Origin of the sequence: Microbulbifer variabilis (assembly GCF_020524905.1) — a bacterium.
GTDB classification, from domain to species: Bacteria; Pseudomonadota; Gammaproteobacteria; order Pseudomonadales; family Cellvibrionaceae; genus Microbulbifer; species Microbulbifer variabilis_A.
Window position 1 is genome coordinate 156379 of the sequence record NZ_JAIVKI010000009.1, and the last position, 19526, is coordinate 175904.

Annotated in this window: 17 protein-coding genes; 6 read left to right on the top strand and 11 right to left on the bottom strand. The window is 46.5% G+C overall.

Annotated elements, in window-relative coordinates; translation table 11 throughout:
* Positions 1-281: 281 nt before the first annotated feature.
* Together LC073_RS12235 and LC073_RS12240 are read right to left on the bottom strand one after the other, a co-directional pair.
* Entirely contained in the window at positions 282-1217 is a 936-nt protein-coding gene (locus tag LC073_RS12235; RefSeq protein ID WP_226647439.1) for a TauD/TfdA family dioxygenase, read from the bottom strand.
* Positions 1210-1980, bottom strand: a complete 771-nt coding sequence (locus LC073_RS12240; RefSeq protein ID WP_226647441.1) for a class I SAM-dependent methyltransferase — start codon at positions 1978-1980, stop codon at positions 1210-1212. Before LC073_RS12240 ends, LC073_RS12235 begins: the two co-directional genes overlap by 8 nt.
* A 1166-nt stretch (positions 1981-3146) precedes the next feature.
* Between LC073_RS12240 and LC073_RS12245 the strand changes: the two genes are divergently transcribed.
* The 3 genes from LC073_RS12245 (at position 3147) to LC073_RS12255 (ending at position 5383) form a co-directional block, all read left to right on the top strand.
* A complete protein-coding gene (locus tag LC073_RS12245) occupies positions 3147-3392 on the top strand; it encodes a hypothetical protein (protein WP_226647442.1) in 246 nt (81 codons plus the stop codon).
* Positions 3393-3620: 228 nt separating this feature from the next.
* Complete coding sequence (gene pcaB, locus LC073_RS12250; RefSeq protein ID WP_226647444.1) at positions 3621-4970, top strand: 3-carboxy-cis,cis-muconate cycloisomerase; 1350 nt, start codon at positions 3621-3623, stop codon at positions 4968-4970.
* Positions 4967-5383: a nuclear transport factor 2 family protein gene (locus LC073_RS12255; protein WP_226647445.1), complete on the top strand. Its 417-nt coding sequence runs from the start codon at positions 4967-4969 to the stop codon at positions 5381-5383. The genes pcaB and LC073_RS12255 overlap by 4 nt, the downstream gene beginning before the upstream one ends.
* Before the next feature lie 50 nt (positions 5384-5433).
* On the opposite strand, the gene LC073_RS12260 is transcribed toward LC073_RS12255, so the two are convergent.
* Entirely contained in the window at positions 5434-8535 is a 3102-nt protein-coding gene (locus LC073_RS12260) for a cellulose binding domain-containing protein (protein WP_226647448.1), read from the bottom strand.
* Between the two features lie 137 nt (positions 8536-8672).
* On the bottom strand, positions 8673-8834 hold the full coding sequence (locus LC073_RS12265; protein WP_226647450.1) for a hypothetical protein: 162 nt from the start codon (positions 8832-8834) through the stop codon (positions 8673-8675).
* A 474-nt stretch (positions 8835-9308) separates the two neighbouring features.
* Between LC073_RS12265 and LC073_RS12270 the strand changes: the two genes are divergently transcribed.
* Positions 9309-11393, top strand: a complete 2085-nt coding sequence (locus LC073_RS12270; protein WP_226647451.1) for a neutral/alkaline non-lysosomal ceramidase N-terminal domain-containing protein — start codon at positions 9309-9311, stop codon at positions 11391-11393.
* A gap of 89 nt (positions 11394-11482) precedes the next feature.
* Here the strand turns inward: LC073_RS12270 and LC073_RS12275 are convergent, their stop codons facing one another.
* Positions 11483-12403, bottom strand: coding sequence for a haloalkane dehalogenase (locus LC073_RS12275; RefSeq protein ID WP_226647453.1), 921 nt, complete (start codon positions 12401-12403; stop codon positions 11483-11485).
* 495 nt (positions 12404-12898) lie between these two features.
* On the opposite strand from LC073_RS12275, the gene LC073_RS12280 reads away from it, so the two are divergent.
* Entirely contained in the window at positions 12899-13384 is a 486-nt protein-coding gene (locus tag LC073_RS12280) for a hotdog fold domain-containing protein (protein WP_226647455.1), read from the top strand.
* A gap of 297 nt (positions 13385-13681) precedes the next feature.
* Positions 13682-14164, top strand: coding sequence for a hypothetical protein (locus LC073_RS12285; protein WP_226647457.1), 483 nt, complete (start codon positions 13682-13684; stop codon positions 14162-14164).
* Positions 14165-14310: 146 nt separating this feature from the next.
* Here the strand turns inward: LC073_RS12285 and LC073_RS12290 are convergent, their stop codons facing one another.
* The 6 genes from LC073_RS12290 to LC073_RS12315 all read right to left on the bottom strand — a co-directional run bounded on the left by LC073_RS12290 (position 14311) and on the right by LC073_RS12315 (position 19469).
* Positions 14311-14820, bottom strand: coding sequence for a 6-carboxytetrahydropterin synthase (locus tag LC073_RS12290; RefSeq protein WP_226647460.1), 510 nt, complete (start codon positions 14818-14820; stop codon positions 14311-14313).
* Between the two features lie 273 nt (positions 14821-15093).
* Positions 15094-15681 carry a DUF99 family protein gene (locus LC073_RS12295; RefSeq protein WP_226647462.1) on the bottom strand — a complete coding sequence of 196 codons (588 nt, stop codon included), beginning with the start codon at positions 15679-15681 and terminating at the stop codon, positions 15094-15096.
* A complete protein-coding gene (locus LC073_RS12300; protein ID WP_226647464.1) occupies positions 15678-16241 on the bottom strand; it encodes a DUF1415 domain-containing protein in 564 nt (187 codons plus the stop codon). Before LC073_RS12300 ends, LC073_RS12295 begins: the two co-directional genes overlap by 4 nt.
* An 8-nt stretch (positions 16242-16249) precedes the next feature.
* Positions 16250-16783, bottom strand: a complete 534-nt coding sequence (locus tag LC073_RS12305) for a DUF2058 domain-containing protein (RefSeq protein ID WP_226647466.1) — start codon at positions 16781-16783, stop codon at positions 16250-16252.
* Positions 16784-16929: 146 nt separating this feature from the next.
* Positions 16930-18024, bottom strand: coding sequence for a PaaI family thioesterase (locus LC073_RS12310; RefSeq protein WP_152452670.1), 1095 nt, complete (start codon positions 18022-18024; stop codon positions 16930-16932).
* Positions 18025-18146: 122 nt separating this feature from the next.
* On the bottom strand, positions 18147-19469 hold the full coding sequence (locus tag LC073_RS12315; protein WP_226647469.1) for an alpha/beta hydrolase: 1323 nt from the start codon (positions 19467-19469) through the stop codon (positions 18147-18149).
* Positions 19470-19526: the final 57 nt, after the last annotated feature.

Sequence of the window (19526 nt, forward strand, 5' to 3'; positions counted from 1 at the left end):
GGATTTACCTTAAAGGAGCAAGAGAAAAATGAGCCTCTGCGTAGGGCGCTCTATTTTGGAATTGGGTTGAATATAGGAGAGCTGCTTTTTGGTAGGGCCGGTATTAGAGAGACAACCGGAGGGCGATTAGGGCGAAAGTTCTTCGAATATGTGCAGCTTCCCCACACCTATGTTGCGAATGAGGATGATTAATAGGATACATTTTCACAATGTGTGGAGTAGGTGATCAAACTTAGAGCTGTTCCAGGAGAAGTCTCTCTTCTCCTGGAGTTTGTTAATATTTAATCTATCCACACCCTTGTATAAACTCGTTTTTGATCGGGAGTGTCGATAAATTCATCACGGTCGTGCAGAACCCTGGTGTTATCAATAAAGATCATATCGCCAGAATTCATATAAAAGCTAACGACATTTTCTTCATTGTTGAGCTCTCCATCTAGCATATCTAATGCCTGGAGCACTTCTGGCGTTAGGGGTTTATCCACCCGTTGATGGCCTTTTTCTATCCAGTAGCGCATATAGCGAATGGAGAGTTTTCCATTGGTATAACTGAAAATTGGGAAGTGATTGTTTAGAATATTTTGGAGGTCTTTGTCACTTCCTGGTGTGACAAGGTCGCGAATATAATTGTTGTAGAGCAGTTCCAGTTGCTGAGGGGCACTTTCTTTGAGATTTTTATGCACCTGAGCAGCAGAAACTACTTTGGACTTGCCACCCTCAATGGCTGGAGTAATACAACAGAGACCAAGGATATTTGGCTGTATTGCTCGTTGCGAGCTATCTGTGTGCACACCAGTTGCCGCGTTGGTTTGAGAGACGGGGATCGCTTCATCTTTATAACTTCTACCGGTATCTAGAATACCGTAGAGTCTTCCGTAAGTATCGATGGTCTGTCCCATTGCCAGGCTTAAATTCAGAAATAGTAGGTTTAGAGTTCTCTGGTCAAAACCCTCGACACCCTGAATCCAGGCTATTCCATTTCCCTCTTGTACTTCATGTTTGATCTTTTGAGCGAGTTGATCGAACTGCGGAGTGAAAACGGAATCGGCTCTTAAAGCTTGAATGGGGTCCTCTTGCCCTTTGGACCATTCTTGGAGGGCGTTGATTTCTGCTTGCGAATTGACAGGCCAGCTAAACTTCCAATTTGATTTTGCAGTCATTTCCGAAGCTGTCCACGCTTGCGCGCTGACAACTTCGATTGGTGCCATTTCAGTCATTTGCTTTCACCTTAAATAATACATGCAGTGGATAGCCCTTTAGTGGGCTGAAAAATTCAGGGTCAAAGGCCAGGTGCTCATCGGTTACAGCTAATTCTTTTACCTCGGGCATATTGTTAAAGCCGGCTTGTGTCATGGCTGCGAAGTAGTGTGCGAAGGTTTTATGAACACATCGAACAGATACTGGAATACCATCTCTTCGCCAGATTTTACCCTCAAAGGTTTGATTAATACCGTCGAGATAGGATTTATCTCCATGCTCAAAGTAAAATGGAGGGGTTTCTTCCCTCATAAACGGAAGGCAGGGGTGGGGTACGGTGAAGACGAAAGTACCACCAGGAGTTAATAGTGAGTGTACTTTACTCATTACCTGGGTCATCTCTTCGATGGTTAGGTAATTAAATAGGAAAACAGCAATAGCTTTATCGAAACTGGTTTTTGGAAATTGATCAAATGTGACCGCATTCCCCTCTGTATAGTTTGCATTAGACAGTTTTAGTTCTGCTGCCATCATTTGCGCTTGGGAAATCATTTCAGCAGAAGAGTCGACGCCAAAAATAGACTTGGCTCCGGCTTCCAGTAGCATGCGTGATACGTAGCCTTCGCCGCAGCCAAAGTCCAATATATCCTGACCAGTGATTTCGCCTAGAGCCTCTAAAACGCGAGGTCTTGCAGTGAAATCACTCAGTAGTACTTTTTCAGACCTGAGCCAGTTGGTAGCTTGAGCATTGTAAATTGTCTCAGTTGAGATGGGTTGGTTCATCCTGAGCCACTCCTGATGTTTGGCTGATTAATAGTTTATCTTTGCTGGGGTTGATTATTTTGTTTTTATATGACCGTTTGGGGATGTCATTCAAAATAATGTAAGTAAGTGCTTCCTGGGTTAATGGTGCTAACTGAGCTCTATGTTTAATTTCCCTTTAAAATCTAACATTTTCTTTTTTATCTAAAAGATGAAATATTTGATTGAGCTTTTATTGAACTGCTAGAGAGTATCTCTGTGAGATGGAGCATGCTTTTATACTTCAATTTTTTGAGCTGATTTCAGTATACGAATTTGTATTTTTATTGGCAATTGTTAAATTCATGTTGATTTTTATTGTATATTTTTTTCTTGGCGAAACTTCAAAAATTTTTTCCTCTTGGTGGTTAGCTGCTTATACCCACTTCGGGTTAGGTGGTTTTGTGGTGTTCCGGTATGTTTGAGTTGAGTTTTTGTCTGAATGAAAGTTGTGATCTGGTGGGCCGTGCGATATTCAAAAAAATTTCACAAAAAGATACCTATTTATTTTTAGATGTCATCGTATCAATATTGATGTCTTCTGTTGTGGGCTGATTAAGGTGAGCTGACTGAAATCATATTGGTTGTTTTTTTCTTTAATTTTGTGGGCCTGATTGGTCTTGCTTGATTTGGATCAAGAGATCATAAGATTTGGTGCTTTTGAAGAAAATATTTGTTCGCGGGGTTGTATGTTTTAAAGTAATTGAGGTGAAGATAGTCCAGTCGACCTTTCGGTCTCTTTGGCAGGGGAGTAAGCTCTGAGAAGACTTCCTTAAAATGAAGAGATCGAAGATAGATCGCAAAGAATTACTTACTCGTTTGAGGAACCGGATGCAATTTGTGTGGAGTGCTCAGGCTTTGTTAACGATAGATTATAGGCGGTACATTTTGAAAGGCGGAGCAATGGGTATAGTGGGTAAAGACTATCTTCCGATGGTGTCTTGAGGTTGAGCTACAATCGCTTTTGCGACTAATTTAGTTTCTGAAGAAATCTGGCGTATGAGAAGGTGGATACCCAAACCTCTGGGAGGGTATATTGATAGTGCCCAAACTGCTAGGAGGGATGACCCGACAGAGTTATAGTTAGAACCATGAATTTTCATGTTTATCGTGCCAAAATTATAGTTCTTTGAGCCGTAAGTGGATCAATGATGGAATTGGAAAAAGATGTGATTAATGCAATTGAAAATGGCCAAATGATTCAAGCCATGAAATTGTTACGTGAGTCCAAGAAGGTTAACTTAAAAGAAGCAAAAATCATTGTTAATACTTATGTGCGCGAGAAAAATATACAACCCCCTCCCTCGGAAATGCCTGGTCGCGCAGGATTAATCGGGCTCTTACTTGTTTTGGCGATTACAGGGTACCTGGCTTTTGGTCTCGGCGCGGGCTAGCCAAGCGTCTTAGCTTTTATACTACCTGATTCCTGTTATTTCTCTACTTGACCTGAATAAGGTTATCAACTACCCGTAGCCCTCCCTTATGGGGGCTATTGTTTATCCTACTCTGAAAATATGGCATCAATATTCTGGGTTAAATCTTGAATATTTAGAATACCTTTATATCTATTACGGATTGTTTTAAAGCATCGCTACTGTTACTCGCTGTTTGGAATGTTAACAATGGCTGCAACTCTTATTGACTCGCAAGTCTTTTCTGGTCTTTTTAGCTCTTCTGCAATGAGTGAGATATTTTCGGACCGGCAGAGAGTCCAGTACTACCTGGATGTGGAAGCTGCCTTAGCCAAGGTCCAGGCGCGACTTGGAATTATTCCACAAGAGGCGTCTGATGAAATTTGCAGACATTGCCATGCTGAGGAAATTGACCTTGGGCGATTGAAATCCCAAACCTCGTTGATTGGCTATCCGGTTTTGGGAGTTGTACAGCAGTTAGTTGGGCGCTGTAGTGATGGTCTTGGGCAGTGGTGTCACTGGGGTACTACAACCCAGGATATCACCGATACGGCTACCGTATTACAGATTCGCGCGGCATTAGAGTTGGTAGAAACGGAAGTGGATGCGATCGCGGATGCACTGGCAAACCTGGCCAAGGATTATAGGGATACCCCAATGGTAGCTCGCAGTAACCTACAGCAAGCTGTACCAATTACCTTTGGCTATAAGGCGGCTGTATGGCTAGCTAGTTTCCACAGGCACCAGCAGCGCCTTGAGGAGATTAAGAAGCGTGCTTTTGTGGGGGAGTTTGGTGGTGCAGCGGGAAATCTGGCTTCTTTAGGAGAGCAGGGTCTTTTAGTGCAGGCTGGCCTTATGGAGGAACTCAACCTCGGTAAACCTCTGATTGCCTGGCATACCATGCGCGACAGGATTGCTGAAGTTGCTTGCCTGTTAGGTCTAATTACCGGCACATTGGGAAAAATAGCCCTAGATATCAAGCTGATGGCACAGACAGAAATTGGAGAGGTCACGGAACCCTTCACCTCAGGGCGAGGAGCTTCCAGTACTATGCCGCAAAAACACAACCCCATCTCCTCGGTGTATATTAGTGGAATAGTGCCCATTGTGCGGCAGCAGGTAGCGGCTTTACTGAATGCAATGGAAGAGGATCACGAGCGAGCGTCAGGTACCTGGGAGATTGAATGGGTGGTTCTTCCTGAAATCTTCTGTTTATCTGCTGCTGCTTTGACACAAGCCAGGTTTGCTTTAAGTGGTCTCAATGTGCACCCAGAAAACATGTTGCGAAATTTAGAAATGACGGGGGGACTGGTCTCTTCTGAAGCAGTGATGATGGGGCTCGGTCCCAAGCTTGGCCGTGAGAAAGCCCATGATCTGGTTTACAAAATTTGCTGTAAAACAATTGAGACTGGCCGCCCCTTTGCTGAGCTCTTAAAAGAAAATACTGAGATAAAAGAGGTTTTAAGTGGTAGCGAAGTGGATCATTTGCTTAATCCCAATAATTATCTGGGGCTCTGTGGTGAGATGGTAGACCAGACACTGGCCAGGAAAGATAAATGAAGAGTAAAACGCTATGTATTGGAGAATCTGAGCAGCTCTGTTACCAATATATAGCTGCTGTTGAGCAGGGTGACTTGGATGCATTACTGGCACTTTTCACTCCTAATGCATTGGTATCCTCTCCAATTTTTGGGGCCTGCTCTGTGAAGAGTTTTTATGCCTATATTTTTCGCTCAATCAGCAACCGTACAATGGTTTTGAGAAATATACTTTATGGTGGGTTAAAGACCAATCAGGTTGCCATTTATCTTAGCTATACCCGATCGGTAGAGGGTAGAGACCCAGCCACAATTGATGTGGTGGATCTCTTTGATTTAACCGATGATTTTAGTGCCTTTTCATCTGTGAAAATTATCTATGATACTGCTCCAATTCATGGAGACTTTGTACATCCCAAAAGTACCCCGCAGTAATTCAAAGCCAGCTTTTGATCCTCATTTGTTAGAACTATTAACCGTAATATTTATTGTGCTGAAACAGCAGTAAATGCCCGAAGTAACCCTGTGTTTGGTACCTTGCCAGGAATTGGGCAGTGAAAGCTTTCGGAGTGTCCATAGTTGTAGCCATATAGCAGGTTGCAGGCCATTACCTTGTGTCCAGCGGTGGTGGGGTGTACCGAGTCGCCGGTGGGTACAATATTACCTTGGTCGGCCAGGAACACTTTTGCTGAGGGAGCAATGTTAGCAACAGTACTTTTGATTTTTGTATTGTAATAGTCTGTACAGTGGTTGGATGGATCTTGACCATCCAGGTTTGTCCGACGGGGGATTGTAGAAATCACAAAAGCAATTTTTTCGTTAGGTATCCCGAGTGCATTGAGATGGTTGTATATCTTACCCACCAAAGTTGTGTTATCCCTAATGTTTTCCGTTGAAACGATACTGGCGACCACTTTATCGAGATGCTTGGCAGTTGTACTTTCTGCTTGCGGAGCAGAGTTACACTGAGTTGCGCCGTTCCTGTTGAGGTGCGTGATATCGTTTGTGCCCAATTGAATGGGCACAATAACGGCATCCGTGGCTGCCAGATTTTGGTTTAGTTGGCAGGCCTGGTTGTCTAGCCATCCCGCGCTGTTGCCGCTCTCACGGCACATTTCAGTAACTACAGAATTAAAGTAGGTGATAGAGTCAGCGCAGCTGGCAGAACTATAGCCTGCCGGGATCTGGTGGCCTGTAGGGTTGAGAAAGCACAACATATCACTGGTGCTGGCTCCTGGAATACCAGTGTGCCAATAATTTCCTGTCTTCTTTTCTATGCCATCCGGCCCGGTAGGACCGCTCACAGTGCCGATAGTCTCTATGGGCTGGCCATTGTAGCTAATGGCCAGCGCACCATTATTATCACTGCTACTCAGTGGGAAATTGGATTTCCCATCGGCGGCTTCGACAATTTGTTGCCAGATTTGAGAACGGAAACCCATAGAGTTGTAGGGAAGGGTGGTCATACCGTAGGTAATGGAATCACCAATAAACCACAGTTTGATCTTTCCCGTTTCGCCTTGGGCCGGATTGCCAGTACCACTGGGTTGGGTACCGGTGGTAGGGGAGGTGGAAGTATCGGAGTTACCAGCCTGGTCTGATCCATTGGCCTGGCAGATGGCGCTAAGGGTTGGCTTGCTGTTGGTTCCACTATATTCACCATTAAAGCCAAAAGCCTGAGCTTCCCCTGGCGGAATGGCATCTTGGCCACTGGCCGTCACAGAGCCTGAGTAGTCAACCACTTTCGCATTCCAAAAATGAGTGACTTTCTGGTTGCCAGGCCATTGCCATTGTACCTGCCAGGCATCCAAAGGCTGGCTGCCGGTATTGCGAATGACAACGTTAGCCATAAATCCATTGCCCCAGTCATCTTGAATGGAGTATTCGACGGTGCATTGACCGGAGGCCTGAGGTTGCGTATCGGGAGTTGAGGGTGTTGGCTCTGTGCCAGTGCCAGTGCCAGTGCCAGTGCCAGTGCCAGTGCCAGTGCTCGGAGATGCAGTTGCAGAAGATTCAAACCATTTTAGGGCGAAAGTGCGAAACTCTGACTCGGATGGTAGCTTGCCCTGCTTGGCCTGATAGTTATTGAGATAGCTGTTGGCATCTTTGTAAAAGTTTTCGTGGGTATGATAAATCTCTTTTTTATTGCCGTTGTTATCGATCAGCCAATAACCGACAAACTCATTGATCCAGCTATCGTATTCATTTCCGTACATCTGCCAGTAGAGAATAAATGGAGAGCCCCATTCAAGAGCAGTTTTTATCACATTGCGAGACAGCATATCCTGAGCTTCACCGGAGCGGGTTCCCCAATCTTTAAACCAGGATTCCCCGTAACCGTATTCGCCGATAAACACGCGCTTTTCGAAGGGCAGTCCAGCCTTGTGTGGCAGTTTTGAACCAATATAGTCCAATGCATTAGTTAGTTCGGTATGCAAGGTGGCGAAATCGGAGTGCTTTTCTTTGGTGGTCAGATCGTAAGCAGAATAGGAAACCAAGTCGATATTGGTGTGTGGCAAGACCGCGTTGGTAATACGCTCTTTACCCTGCATAGCGGACTCCACCCGATTCACTTCAACATAGTGGTACAAGTTGACGTTGGAGTGGGGCACATTGGCCTTGGCATCGTCAATGGCTTTTTGGCGGATATTCAGCCAGTCGATTAATCCCTGTATACGCAGCGGGTCGATTTTCTGCTGGCTATCATCCCGTGTTCCATCGGCTTTTTGTACTAGGTTCCAGTCGCCTTCCCAGTGACCAATCATAAAAGTCTTACCGGAACCGTTGTATTGCGTTAGCAGGTACTCCGCCATCGCATAAATTTTATCGTATTGCCAAGTGAGCTCTTCTTGGGACATTCCTTTATTATCCATCCAAGACCCAGAGTCCTCCACCCAGAACATATAGTAGGAGAAGTCCATATCCAGTACTTCCCGGTAAGCGGGTACTTCCTCCAGCATACGTTTGAATTGGTAGTCCAGACCTTTGCCCCTAAGTTCATCGTACAAGCCGGTGGAAAGGGCGATTTTAAGCAGGTTAGAGCCCATTGCACGGATGGCCTTGGCGGATTCCACCAGGGAGCCTTCGCCGGTGAAACTGTATTTGGGGCTAATAGTCTGGGTGCCCAGAATATAGTTGTAGCTTTCCAGGGCCGACAGGGTCGTATTGGTTTTTGGTGGCTCCGTCGGTGTTGACGGAGGTATTTGCTGGTTATCACAACTGGCGTTAATTTTGGCTGGAACCTGCGCACCTCCGGAGTAGGCGATATTGAAGCCAAAAGAGCGGGCCTCACCTACAGGGATATTGGCAAATTCGCCGGTCCCTTCAGCGGAGGCAGCATTGCCGCTTTGTGAAACCTTTGCATTCCAGGAGCCGTCGATCACCTGGTCTCCAGGCCACTGCCAGGAAACGTCCCAGCCGTTAATAGGTTCTGGACCGGTATTGCGCACTACTACAGAGGCCATATAGCCATTGTCCCATTGGCTCTGTACAACCATGTTCACTTCGCAGTTGGTTGCCGCCATTGAGAAAGGTGTGATACCTAGTAGTAGGGAAGTTAAGCCCGTTTTAAAAAATCTTACACGCATCTGGTAACCACTAATTATTCATTTTATGTAACCTTTCTAAGGCCCTTTAGGAACAATAAAGTTTCTTTTGAGGAGGCTTGCCCACTTATGACTTATAGGTCTTAGCATAATTTTCTGACTTGACCTCTATTCATGGGTTATTTTTCTATAATGGTCATGATCAAAATTTTCATTCCCTCTCCATATTCTTCAGAGGTCTCATTGATCGGAAACATTTGCGGGCTTTTAGTCATTTTTGCGATTTTTCTTTTCTGACCAATGATAAGTGTGCCGCTGTTCATGCCTTTATAAGAACGCATGAGTCATCTACGTATTTCTCGATAAGATGAAATAAATGATGCTGTCAAAACTGACAGACAGAAATAATTAATTGTTATTTGTGTACGTCGTTGGGCTGGCATCATTTCGGGTTTAATAAGATCTGAATAATTTTGGCGGCCGCTGAATTCTGATAGGCATACTGAGTGGAAAAATTAGAGTATGCTGGCACCTGCGTGCCTACACAAAAAAATAATCGATTGGTGCGATCAAGGACATTGACCCTGCCCATTACTTTCCGTGATTTATCGGAATGTTAGGGCAGAGGTATCAGGAAGAGATAAAAGCCGGCGTTAGCAGTTTGTAGCTGTACTCCGGCATCCACTGGCCTGGCCAGTTTTCACCCCACAATATCAAGCTGACTTTTTGCGGAAGGGATCAACTTTTTGGCGCTTTAGAGCCATTGAGAGAAGGCCATTGAGGCAACTTTCAGTTTAAAAGACTATGGAGAAAAAATGAAGACAATAATAATTCGGTGGTATGCCGCATTTTTTATGCTGCTTGGGTACGCCCCTTTTGCCCTTAGCGCAGAATGGCTTTTGGGTGCGGGTAAGTATGATATCACGGGTCCAGCCGCCGATGTGGGTATGGTCGGTTACGGCGAAACCAGTCAGACCACCAAGGGAATCCATAGCCGCTTGTGGTCCCGTGCTTTTGTGATTGCCAATCCACAGGATAGTGAGCGCCTGGTGTTTGTTTCTGCCGATTTGCAGAGTATTCCCCAGGGGGTTAAACAGGGGGTGATTGCCAAACTCAAGAGCAAATACGGCAACAGCCGTTTTACCGATGAGAATGTAATGCTCACGGCCACCCATACTCATGTAGGGCCCGGTGGCTACGACCACTATGTGATGCTCAATATGAGCGCGCTTGGCTATGCGGAAGATAACTATAACGCGATTGTTGAAGGTATCTACCAATCAATAGTTTCCGCGAATAACGGTTTGGCAGAGGGTGATATTTATCTGGAGCAGGGCACCCTGCTCAATACCAGTGTCAATCGTAACCCGGAGCCATACGCACAAAACCCGGATGCCGATAACTATCAATACGATACCAATAAGACCATGACCCAGCTCAAGCTGGTAAACGCCAACAATGAAACTCTAGGTATCATTAACTGGTTCGCGGTACACAATGTTTCACTCGGCACCACTCAGCGCCAGTTAAGTAGTGATCATAAGGGTGCTGCCAGCTATTTATTTGAACAGTGGGCAAAAAGCCAGGCAGGTGCCGCAGGGAATTTTGTTGCGGCCTTTGCCAATAGTAATTTGGGTGACTCTTCTCCCAATATTTGCGGCCCGGGAGATGGTTGTGGCTCTAGCGAGTACGAGAGCCTTATGTTGGCTGCAGAAAAACAAGTAACTAAGGCTAAAACTCTTTACAGTGCTTCCGGCAGTAAATTATTCAACGATCTCGATTACCGTCACCAGTATATTTATTTTCCCGGTTATACCGTAGCAGGAGAATATACCGGCGAAGGTCAGCAGAATATTTGTGAAGGTGCCGTGGGTTGGTCATTTACCGCCGGTTCTACTTGGGATGGTCCCAGTGGGATCGATGGTATCTTCGAGGGGATGTCTGTTGAGAATGAGGGCACTGACTGGGATCGCAGTGAAAGTTTGTTCGAATCGGTAATCAATGGCTTCCCGCTTTTTGGGCTGATGAATGCTTTCTCTGCGGCTGCTGTTTACGAGGATACACAGGACGATCCCTGCCAATATCCCAAGCCCACTTTTGTTGAGCGTAAAGTGATTGGGCAGGAATTATATACTCCCTATCTGCCATTCCAGATGTTCCGTATCGGCTCTTTGGTTCTGGTCGCCGCACCGGGAGAGATGACTACTATGGCCGGTCGCCGCTTAGAGGAACAAGTATTGTCTGCAATGCAGGGGCACGGTGTTTCTAAGGTGGTTATTGCCGGTCTGGCCAATGCTTATACAGGTTATATTACTACTCATGAAGAGTTTGATCGCCAGCACTACGAAGGTGGGCATACCATCTATGGCCCCAACACCCTAGCAGCTTACCGACAGATTTACGCTGGAATGGCCGATGCTATGAACAATGATCTGGCGGTCGATGCTGGACCGACACCGGCGGATTTATCCGATGATCAAATCATACACGTCATTGGTGTGGTCTATGATGACAAGCGCCTATGGGAGTCCTTTGGACAGGTTTGGGATGATGTGCGTAACAGCTACTCTGTTGGCGATACCGTCTCCGCAAGCTTCCGCTCCGGCCATCCACGTAATAATCTCAGAATCGGTGACACCTTTATCGAAGTGCAGCGCAAGGTAAATGGCAACTGGGAAACTTATCTTACGGACAATGACCTGGACACTCGTTTTATCTGGACAAGGGATACCGCAGTGGACTGTTTGGCTTGCTCTTTTGCCGAGGGGCAGTGGGTGATCGGTGAGGATACCCCAGCAGGTACTTATCGCATCAAGCACAAAGGCAACTGGAAGAGCGGTTGGAGTGGAAAAATCACCAGCTATAGCGGAAAGTCCAGCAGTTTTACGGTGAATAAATAAGTAAGGTTCACCCAAGCCCTAAGGATACAGGCCGCGGTAGCGGCCTGTATCCGAGATAATTAATTGAAACTTGTTGTTTTTACGCTGTTCTACTGGGCTGGCACTTTTTGTAATTGAAAGTGGGCCAGAGCCTTTTCAGCAATTTCCTTGCCATACTCTTGTACGAAATGGCCAGCCTCCTCAACCTTGAGAGGCTGCGGGCAGTTTTTGATGATACTCCTCAGCATTGTCATCACTTTTTCCCCGAGTACAGCATCCCGCATACCAATAGCCATAAAGCTATCACCTTCCCAGGTGCTGGACCAGAATGCCCTGGCTCTAAGCCCCAACTCTGCCCCCTCCATACCGGGATCAACCGGCACAATAGAAGGGAATCGGCGGACCCCTGCTTTATAGCGGTTGTCTGGGAAGGGCGCATCATAAGCGACTATGTCTAAGAGGTTGACTTCAGATCTGGCATCATTGGCGACCAGTCCACCTACCGGAATTTCTGGAACACTGACAGAGAAGTTTCTCCAGTGGTAAAAACCTTCAGAGGCACCATCCCCAGCTGCAATAGCAGTATTCATTACCAGTAAGCGAGTAAACCTGCCCGGCATATCCATAGGGAGAGTGAGCCCCAGTAGGCCGCCCCAATCCTGGCAAACCAAAGTGATATTATTAAGGTTTAGGTGCTCAATCAGTTGTATCAGGCTGTTTCGATGGAAGTTAAAGGTATAGACCTTGTCATCCACAGGCTTGTCAGAGCGGCCAAAGCCAAAGAGGTCCGGTGCAATAACCCGGTGCCCGGCATCCACAAATACAGGAATCATTTTGCGGTATAAATAGCTCCAGGTTGGCTCTCCGTGCAGGCACAGAAATGTCGTTTCTGCATTTGAGCTTCCCTCATCAATATAGGCCATCCGCATTGAATCGTAGCCATCCAGACTATCAATGTAATTAGGTTGATAGGGAAAGCCAGGCAGAAGGGAGAAGCGCTCTTCGGGAGTTCTTAATCGCTCAATAGACATGGAGAACCCTCTTTATTAAAAAGTTGGCAAGTAGTCGTATGGTATGAATCCGAGAAGCTCAACCATAGCCTAATAAATAGGCTAAATAAAGCTGATAAGGTTTATAGATGGTACTTTCGAACTTTAAATGCACTGTATTCGAATATTTTATATCCTGCTGGAAAGGAGCCGTCCACATAAGTTTGACTTTTAAAATTTGCATAAAGATTAAAGAACGGTGATTTTCATTATTAACCGACAGCTTTCTTGCCTATTAAAAATATGGTTTTTTCATTTGAAAAGGCTTGTATAGAGATCTCCTGGAAAGAATCTTCGGTAGCTAGCTACAAATTACCTCTCACTGCCCTGGGTTTTCAGGCATTCCGGTATACTTGTGGGTCAATTGACCTGATAGATCTGAGTACCTGTATTAGCAAAGAGGTGTTGTATAGTGCGCCCAATAACAGCTCCCATAATTTGGGGCTAGTCAGTTAATTATTTAGGTAGTGAGACAAAATGGAGTATCAGCCCTCAAAGAGCCCAGTTCTGCAGCTTTGGAAAAAATTTGGTAGTTCGGCGTTTGGACGCTGGGCGGTTTCGAAGATTGTCGCTTTCAAGGCTCCTTATTTCAGGTCTATCAAGCCCTGCTTTACCCAAGTTTCACCGGGACGAGTGGAGGTACAGCTGAAGAAACGCTGGAGCGTGACAAACCATATCGGCACCGTGCATGCAATTGCCATGTGCAATGCTGCTGAACTTGCCGGCGGAGTTTGTCTGGATGTTTCCCTGGATCGCCGCTTTCGCTGGATTCCTGTGGGTATGGAGGTCAAGTACCTGAAAATGGCGAAAACCAACCTGAGAGCGGTTTGTGAGTATCCTGATTTTGCTTCCATTGAGGTTGGGGACGTAGTGATGCCGGTGGGGGTCTTCGATACCAATGGTGAGGAGGTATTCCACGCGGATATCACCATGCGGGTGTCCCAACGCCCAACTGACAAGTAATTGCTTCTCGACAGGCTGTGAATTGTCAGCACACATACAGCCTGTTGTGAATCACCTAAAAATTGATCTTCATAGAAGGGCTGGTAGAGCCCTCATGGCCTTTTCTCGACAACTTATGACTTGTCAGGCCTGGTTTCTAATGGATTTACCCCGCTGGTTGTAATTTATACAGCCATTGGAGCTAAATAAGCTGGTGTAGGTGATAAGTAGTTGTAAGTGGAGTGGGTGTAGAGAGGTCCTGAAAGTCGTAAAATAGACCATCTAGCAACAGTTATCGTTCGACTACCTGGAGGAATTATGGGTTTAATTTGGAAGCTGAGTCATTCGACATACCCCTTTGGTACGATAAAGGGAGATGGCGCTGAGTATGAAGTACTCAGTACTGAAAGCCGGGCATTAAACAGCGATGAAATATATCAGGATCTTGCCGAGAGCTTGGAACTGGCCATTTCCAAACTTAACCAAAACGTAAACGAGACCTCCCGGTTTTTCCTGATTCACTGGGAGCCTCTAACTTCGACTTTAACCTTGTCTGTCACGGATGACCAAAGAGAGAATGACTCTCGGGTTGTTGTTCGCTGTCTTTTCACAGTACTAGAAAAGCAAATACAAGAATCCCGATATGAATCTGATAGTAAGCAGCAAACTGCACAGGTAGAATTTTCAGAGGACTTGCATTTTTGGTGCAAGGAGTTTCTCTCTACTGATCAAGGGTTTAGTCAGTTCTCTTTGATTGCACTTTTTACCGATAGCACTAGGGATCGGGCAGTTATCCTATAGGTAACCCGGTATTAGAATATGTTTTAAAGGTGGCTGTTTTTTACTGTGAGCATGTAAGACATAGCCCGCTTCCTCTCGAATTCTATTTCCAAGAATTATATTCTTTGGCGAATTTGCTTTGCTGATGCTTTGAGGATTTACACTAATTATTGATTTGCGGAATATTCCGTATACCAGTTGTTGGTTTCCCAAACTTTTATCTTTTCGAATTTGATATCTAGGCCGGAGCTATGAGTTGTGATTCTCTGGTGAATGGCTTCATACCAGGCTTTAGCGAGATTTTCAGAGCTTGGTTTAAAAGGGGTTATGCATAGTTTTCCAATCTTTGAGCTCATTAGAATAAAATGTGGTTTGTTTTGTTGCTCATTGATGATGCCTGTGTATTCGTTGGGGCTGATGATTGTCTTTAGAAAGGGGTCGTGAGAATCAATAATCGCAGCGTGATCACATAAGTCTTGAATCTCGGCTCTAAATATACCTTTTAAGAAAGACATGTCCGTGGGTGGATCTTGGTATTTTACCCTGCAAGTACATTCTACCCGATACCTGTACCCAACAAATCCTTCTTCCAGATAGTTGTCCTCAATATAGGCGTAATTTACTTTTTTGGTAATATTGAGATCGATGCAATAGGTGATATTGAAATATTGAGCCATTGGGGGTGATCTCTTGATCTGCTCAGATTGTCGCCACTAGCTGCTGAGTATAATAGATTTTTTGAGGTTTTCTGGATTGGGTTGTAAATATGGGGGTAATCAGATTTTTTTCATGATCGATAAATAATCCTTTTTAACTAGACTCACCAAATTCTAAATGACCGATTATATTGGTAGCGTTTAATCAGTTGAGCAATTGTTCATGATTTTTAAAGAAATTCTGGCGGGGGTTATCGCGAGAGGTAGGGTGAGATATACTTTCAATATGGGTGTTCAAGCTCGATTCCCACTTTGTCCAGTTATCACCGCTGCACCAATTAAATGTGCTAACCGAAGGGCTTCAGGTACATTGCCGTTGTCTGTAGCTTGCTCCAGTACCTGGGCAGCAATATTCGGGGCACAACCCTGTACCTGGAAATGAAAACCCCTATCAGAGTAAATCTCACCAGCTTTTAGCAGTGTTTGTTTGTGTAGTGGGTAATCCGAGAAATTCATTAGGGCCTTATCAATGGCCAACATGTCTGGAGGCTTACGCATTACGGCGATACAAGGGCGTTTCAAGGCTTCAGTCAGTTTGGGTAGGTCGATGATATTGAAGCCCCCAACTGCGAGGCCATCAATAAGTACCACGTTAATTTGTTGGTAAAACTTGCTGCTTTGCAGTAATTGTGTAAAAACTTCGGTGGCATCCATGCCATCCTTTTGCACTTCACCCCAGAGCATGCCTTCAAAGCGGGTATTGGTACAGATTATTCCGCTGATATTTGCTGGTGAGCCCCGTTCCTTTTGGAAAGGGGCGTCGTCAAAGCCAATAATGCGGAGTTTCTTTTTCAGGCGAAGAAGTTCTGCGAGGGGCTTCATCGGCTAATTTTTATCTGTTGGAATAGATAGGGAAAGAGCCGCAACTTCTCCTCCTGAGTAAGAGACTCGACTCGTTGAATATTATTTTCTGGAATACTTTCCGGGTCTGGGTAGAGGTCGATCATTTTGGCCAGGTTTTCTTCCCTTAGAAGGTGCAGAACTGGGTAGGGAGCACGATTGGTGAGGTTCTCTGCATCTTCTGGGGCAGTACCGGCGAATTGATAGTCTGGGTGAAAGCTGGCCAACTGGTAGGTGCCCTCGTAGCGGTTGCGCTCAATTAGCCATTCAGCCAGATCTAGAAATTGGTTGAAGTCCGAAAAGTCCTGTAGATGTCTGGGAATAATCAACAAGGTAGTTAGTAGTTCTTCTTCCGGCGTACTGTCGAGTAATTGAAGCTCTGTGAGGAGATCTGCAAGTAAAGCATTATCCTCATCTGCCTGACTGACCTTGTAGCGAATCTGGCCCTCGCGCAGGGGTTTACGCGCAAAAGGGCAGAGGTTTAGGCCCACCACTACATTGGTGAGCCATTGTTCCACTGCCTGTGTAACATCTTGTTCCATGAACTCGCTTACCACATCAGATCGTCAGGAATCTGGAAGTCTGCATAGGGGTCGTCTTCATCCATTGGGGCAGAAGTCTCTGCCGGTTTCACGATGATCTCGGCATTGCGCTCAGCAATTTTGTCGGCGATTACCCTAGGTACCAGTTCAAAACGTTCACCCTGGGCGACAATTACAAGGCGGCCAGCTATTAAGTGGTCACGCAGTGCCTCACTGACATAAATGGTTTTGATTTTTTTATCAAAGGTGAAGTTGTAAGCGGTTTCGCCAGAGTAGGGCTGTCGGTTGGTTTCCACCAGTTGCTTGATTTGCGCGGCGATGGCCTTTTGTTGAGCCGCCGCATCGCGTTCGGCATTCAGTGCACGATCCCGTGCCGCCTTCTCAGCACGGGCCTGTTGCGCGGCCAGTTTGGTTTCATCGACCTGTGGCTGTGATGATTTCTTCGCAACCTTCTGCTGCTTACGCTTTTCCTTACCGATCTGCTTGGCTTTTTTCTTGTCGACGAGTCCCGCTTGCAATAGCTGGTCTTGCAGTGAGGCCATAGTATGTTTCCTGCAACAATGAATTGGATTATTAGCTACCAATAGGCTTGGTGGCTATTTGGTCAGAATATAATCAGGGAATCCCCCTGTGATGGATGAGGAGTATTTTACCTGAAGATGGCCTTAGTGCTGGCAGTGAATTTGAATTAGGGGGTCCAGGGCTTACCAGAGGTGGCGGTAGCAATAATCTCATCGGGTTCTTTACCCTCGCTCAACATCTGCGCGCCTCCTGGAATCATTAGTGCTGAGCCGGTGGCGATGGCCACACGCTTGCCGCTGGGGGTATCAATATTGCAGGAGGAAACCCTTAACTGGCGACCGCGGTGCAGAACCTGAGCTTCGAGGATCAGATCCCCACTATTAAGCTTGGCCGGTCTGGCAAAGCGAATGTGCATATCGAGGGTGGCAAAAATAGAACCTGCCGATAAGGTGGAGTACACAGCGGCGCCCATGGTGAAATCTGCGGCCCAGGCTAGTAGGCCCCCGTAGATAGATAGAGTGCCATTTGAGAACCAGGGAGAAGATGGCATGGTCGAGATACAGCGGCCGTTCTCAATCTCGATCGCGCGGTAACCCGTAAGCATCCATATAGGATGGATACGGCCCTCATTAATGGTGGTGCGCTGCAGTTCAATGGGTGTTTGCTCAGGCAAGTGCGCCATATCGCAGAAGTAGGGCTTGGGTGGAGGTCTCAGGTATGGATCTGGGGGATCGGTGGGCCCAAGGTCTGGCAGTGGCAGCTCCTGATTTGGGTTGACCGGAAAGTCAGCGATCAGGCAGCGGGTGCTACCGTAAGCCAGAGTCCTACCTTCCTGGTCATTAATCTGGATGCTGGAGAGGCCAACTTGGCTGCCAGAGTGGACCGTGGTGGCCCTGCCAACAATATTTTGGGTGGTACTGGTAATAGGCCGGATAAAACACATGTTCAGTTCAGAAGTGCTAAGTACCTTACCGGCCGGCAGAGTGGTCCAAATTGCGGAAGCGAGGGGTGCATCAGCGAACATCGCATAGATACCACCCCAGTAAACGCCGGTGCCGTCTGCCAGCCAGGGCGTAATAGGCATTGAGTAAGTGGCTTTACCAAGCCCCGCTTCCGTTGGCTGCATGCCTGTGAGCCGCCAAAAGGGCGGTCCCGGTAGACTTCCTCGAATATATCGCTTGAAAGTCTGTAGACCGGGTTGTTGCAACGCTCGCAGGTCACAGATGGCACCGCGATGAACTTCGTCGGTGATATTGGTCATCCCCCGCCTCCAAATTCATCTATTGCAAGATTAATGTGCCAAGGCTGGGTAAACGAGGGAATGTGTGGATGGTTTTGGCGACAGGCATTCTGAACCTGTCGCTGACTGGATTTGGGGAACCGTTACTTTGGTGAAAAATCTGGCAGATTCAGGGTAAGTGTGGTTTTTTCAATTGGGCGTCCCTCCAAAAACAAGTTGATGGTTTCTTGTATTTCGGGGGATGCCATAAATAAATTATGCCCGGCATTTTCTACTGTCACCAGAGTGGCATTGTTCAACTTTGAAATTGCCTCGTGTTGGCTCTCAATGTAGGTTCTCCCATCCAGAGTACCGCTCAAAAGTAAAACAGGGATATCACTGCGGGGGTTACTTCGGAAACCTTCACCCAGGTCAAGCTCCTTGGCCAATCCATCATAGTGATAGGAAAAATTGAGGTAGTCGCCTAGCAAAGCGTTTTCGGATTGCTCCCTCACTTGCAACTTGCGTTTTTTGCTCATACCTGAGGCAATATCCATTGCCGTTGGCATGGCGCGCAGGGAAATAGGAGATCCTGGATTGTGGAATCCATCGGGGAAATAACGCTTGGGCACTTGATCAAAAGCCGGAACCTGCCCCAAATCAATCGCGCGATAGAAGCCTAATAAGTAGGCGGCACTTTGGGGGTCAGCGATAAAAGCGGAGGCTATCTGCTGCATATCCCGACGTTGGAGTAAGTAATCCAGATTTCCGCCATCTCGCTGAGGGATCTGGATTTTGATTGGTTCCCGCTCCAGCTTTGTGTGCACTCTTTTGATCAGTGCCTTGATATCTGGATAGGCAGCTTTAGCGGAGGGTTGTTGATCCACAGCTAGTTGTAGGCGCTCTAGGTAAGATTCAGTGCGTACTGGCAATTTAATGGTCTGGTCAAGGCCCTCGGCGCTGGAAAGAATAACTCTATCGACCGAGCCTTCAATTTCTTTCAATGCCGCTAAGGCCAAGTGGCTACCATAAGAAGTGCCCCATAAAACAATTTTTTCTGCCTCTAAGTGTTGGCGCAGTGCATCCAGGTCGCGAGCGTTTTCCCGGGTGTTATAGCCCCTGAGATCGGTGCCATTTTCGTGCCAGAATGCTAAGCATTCAAGCAGTGCCTTGCGATGATATTCTATGTATTTAGCGTCAGAAATTTTTTCCAGTGTGGGAACCACTTGCCGGGATTCACAGTTAGGAAGATCGTTGGAGCGGCCGGTGCCCCTCTGGTCCAAGGCGATAACATCGCCGTACTCCCGCAGAGCCATAAACATATCAAAACGGTAGTTAACGGCCAAAATACCCGACCCACCTGGACCACCAGCCAGATAGATGATGGGTGAGCCCGGTTGTTTTCCGGTTGCAGGAAAGCGTACATAGTCGGCCCTGAAAAAAGCCGCTAGGCCTTGTGGCACTAAGGCTGTATGGCTATACGGCATAGCCATTTCGACCAGTTTTCGCTATTCTGAGTCAAATTTCTGGTCGAAATGCTCAAG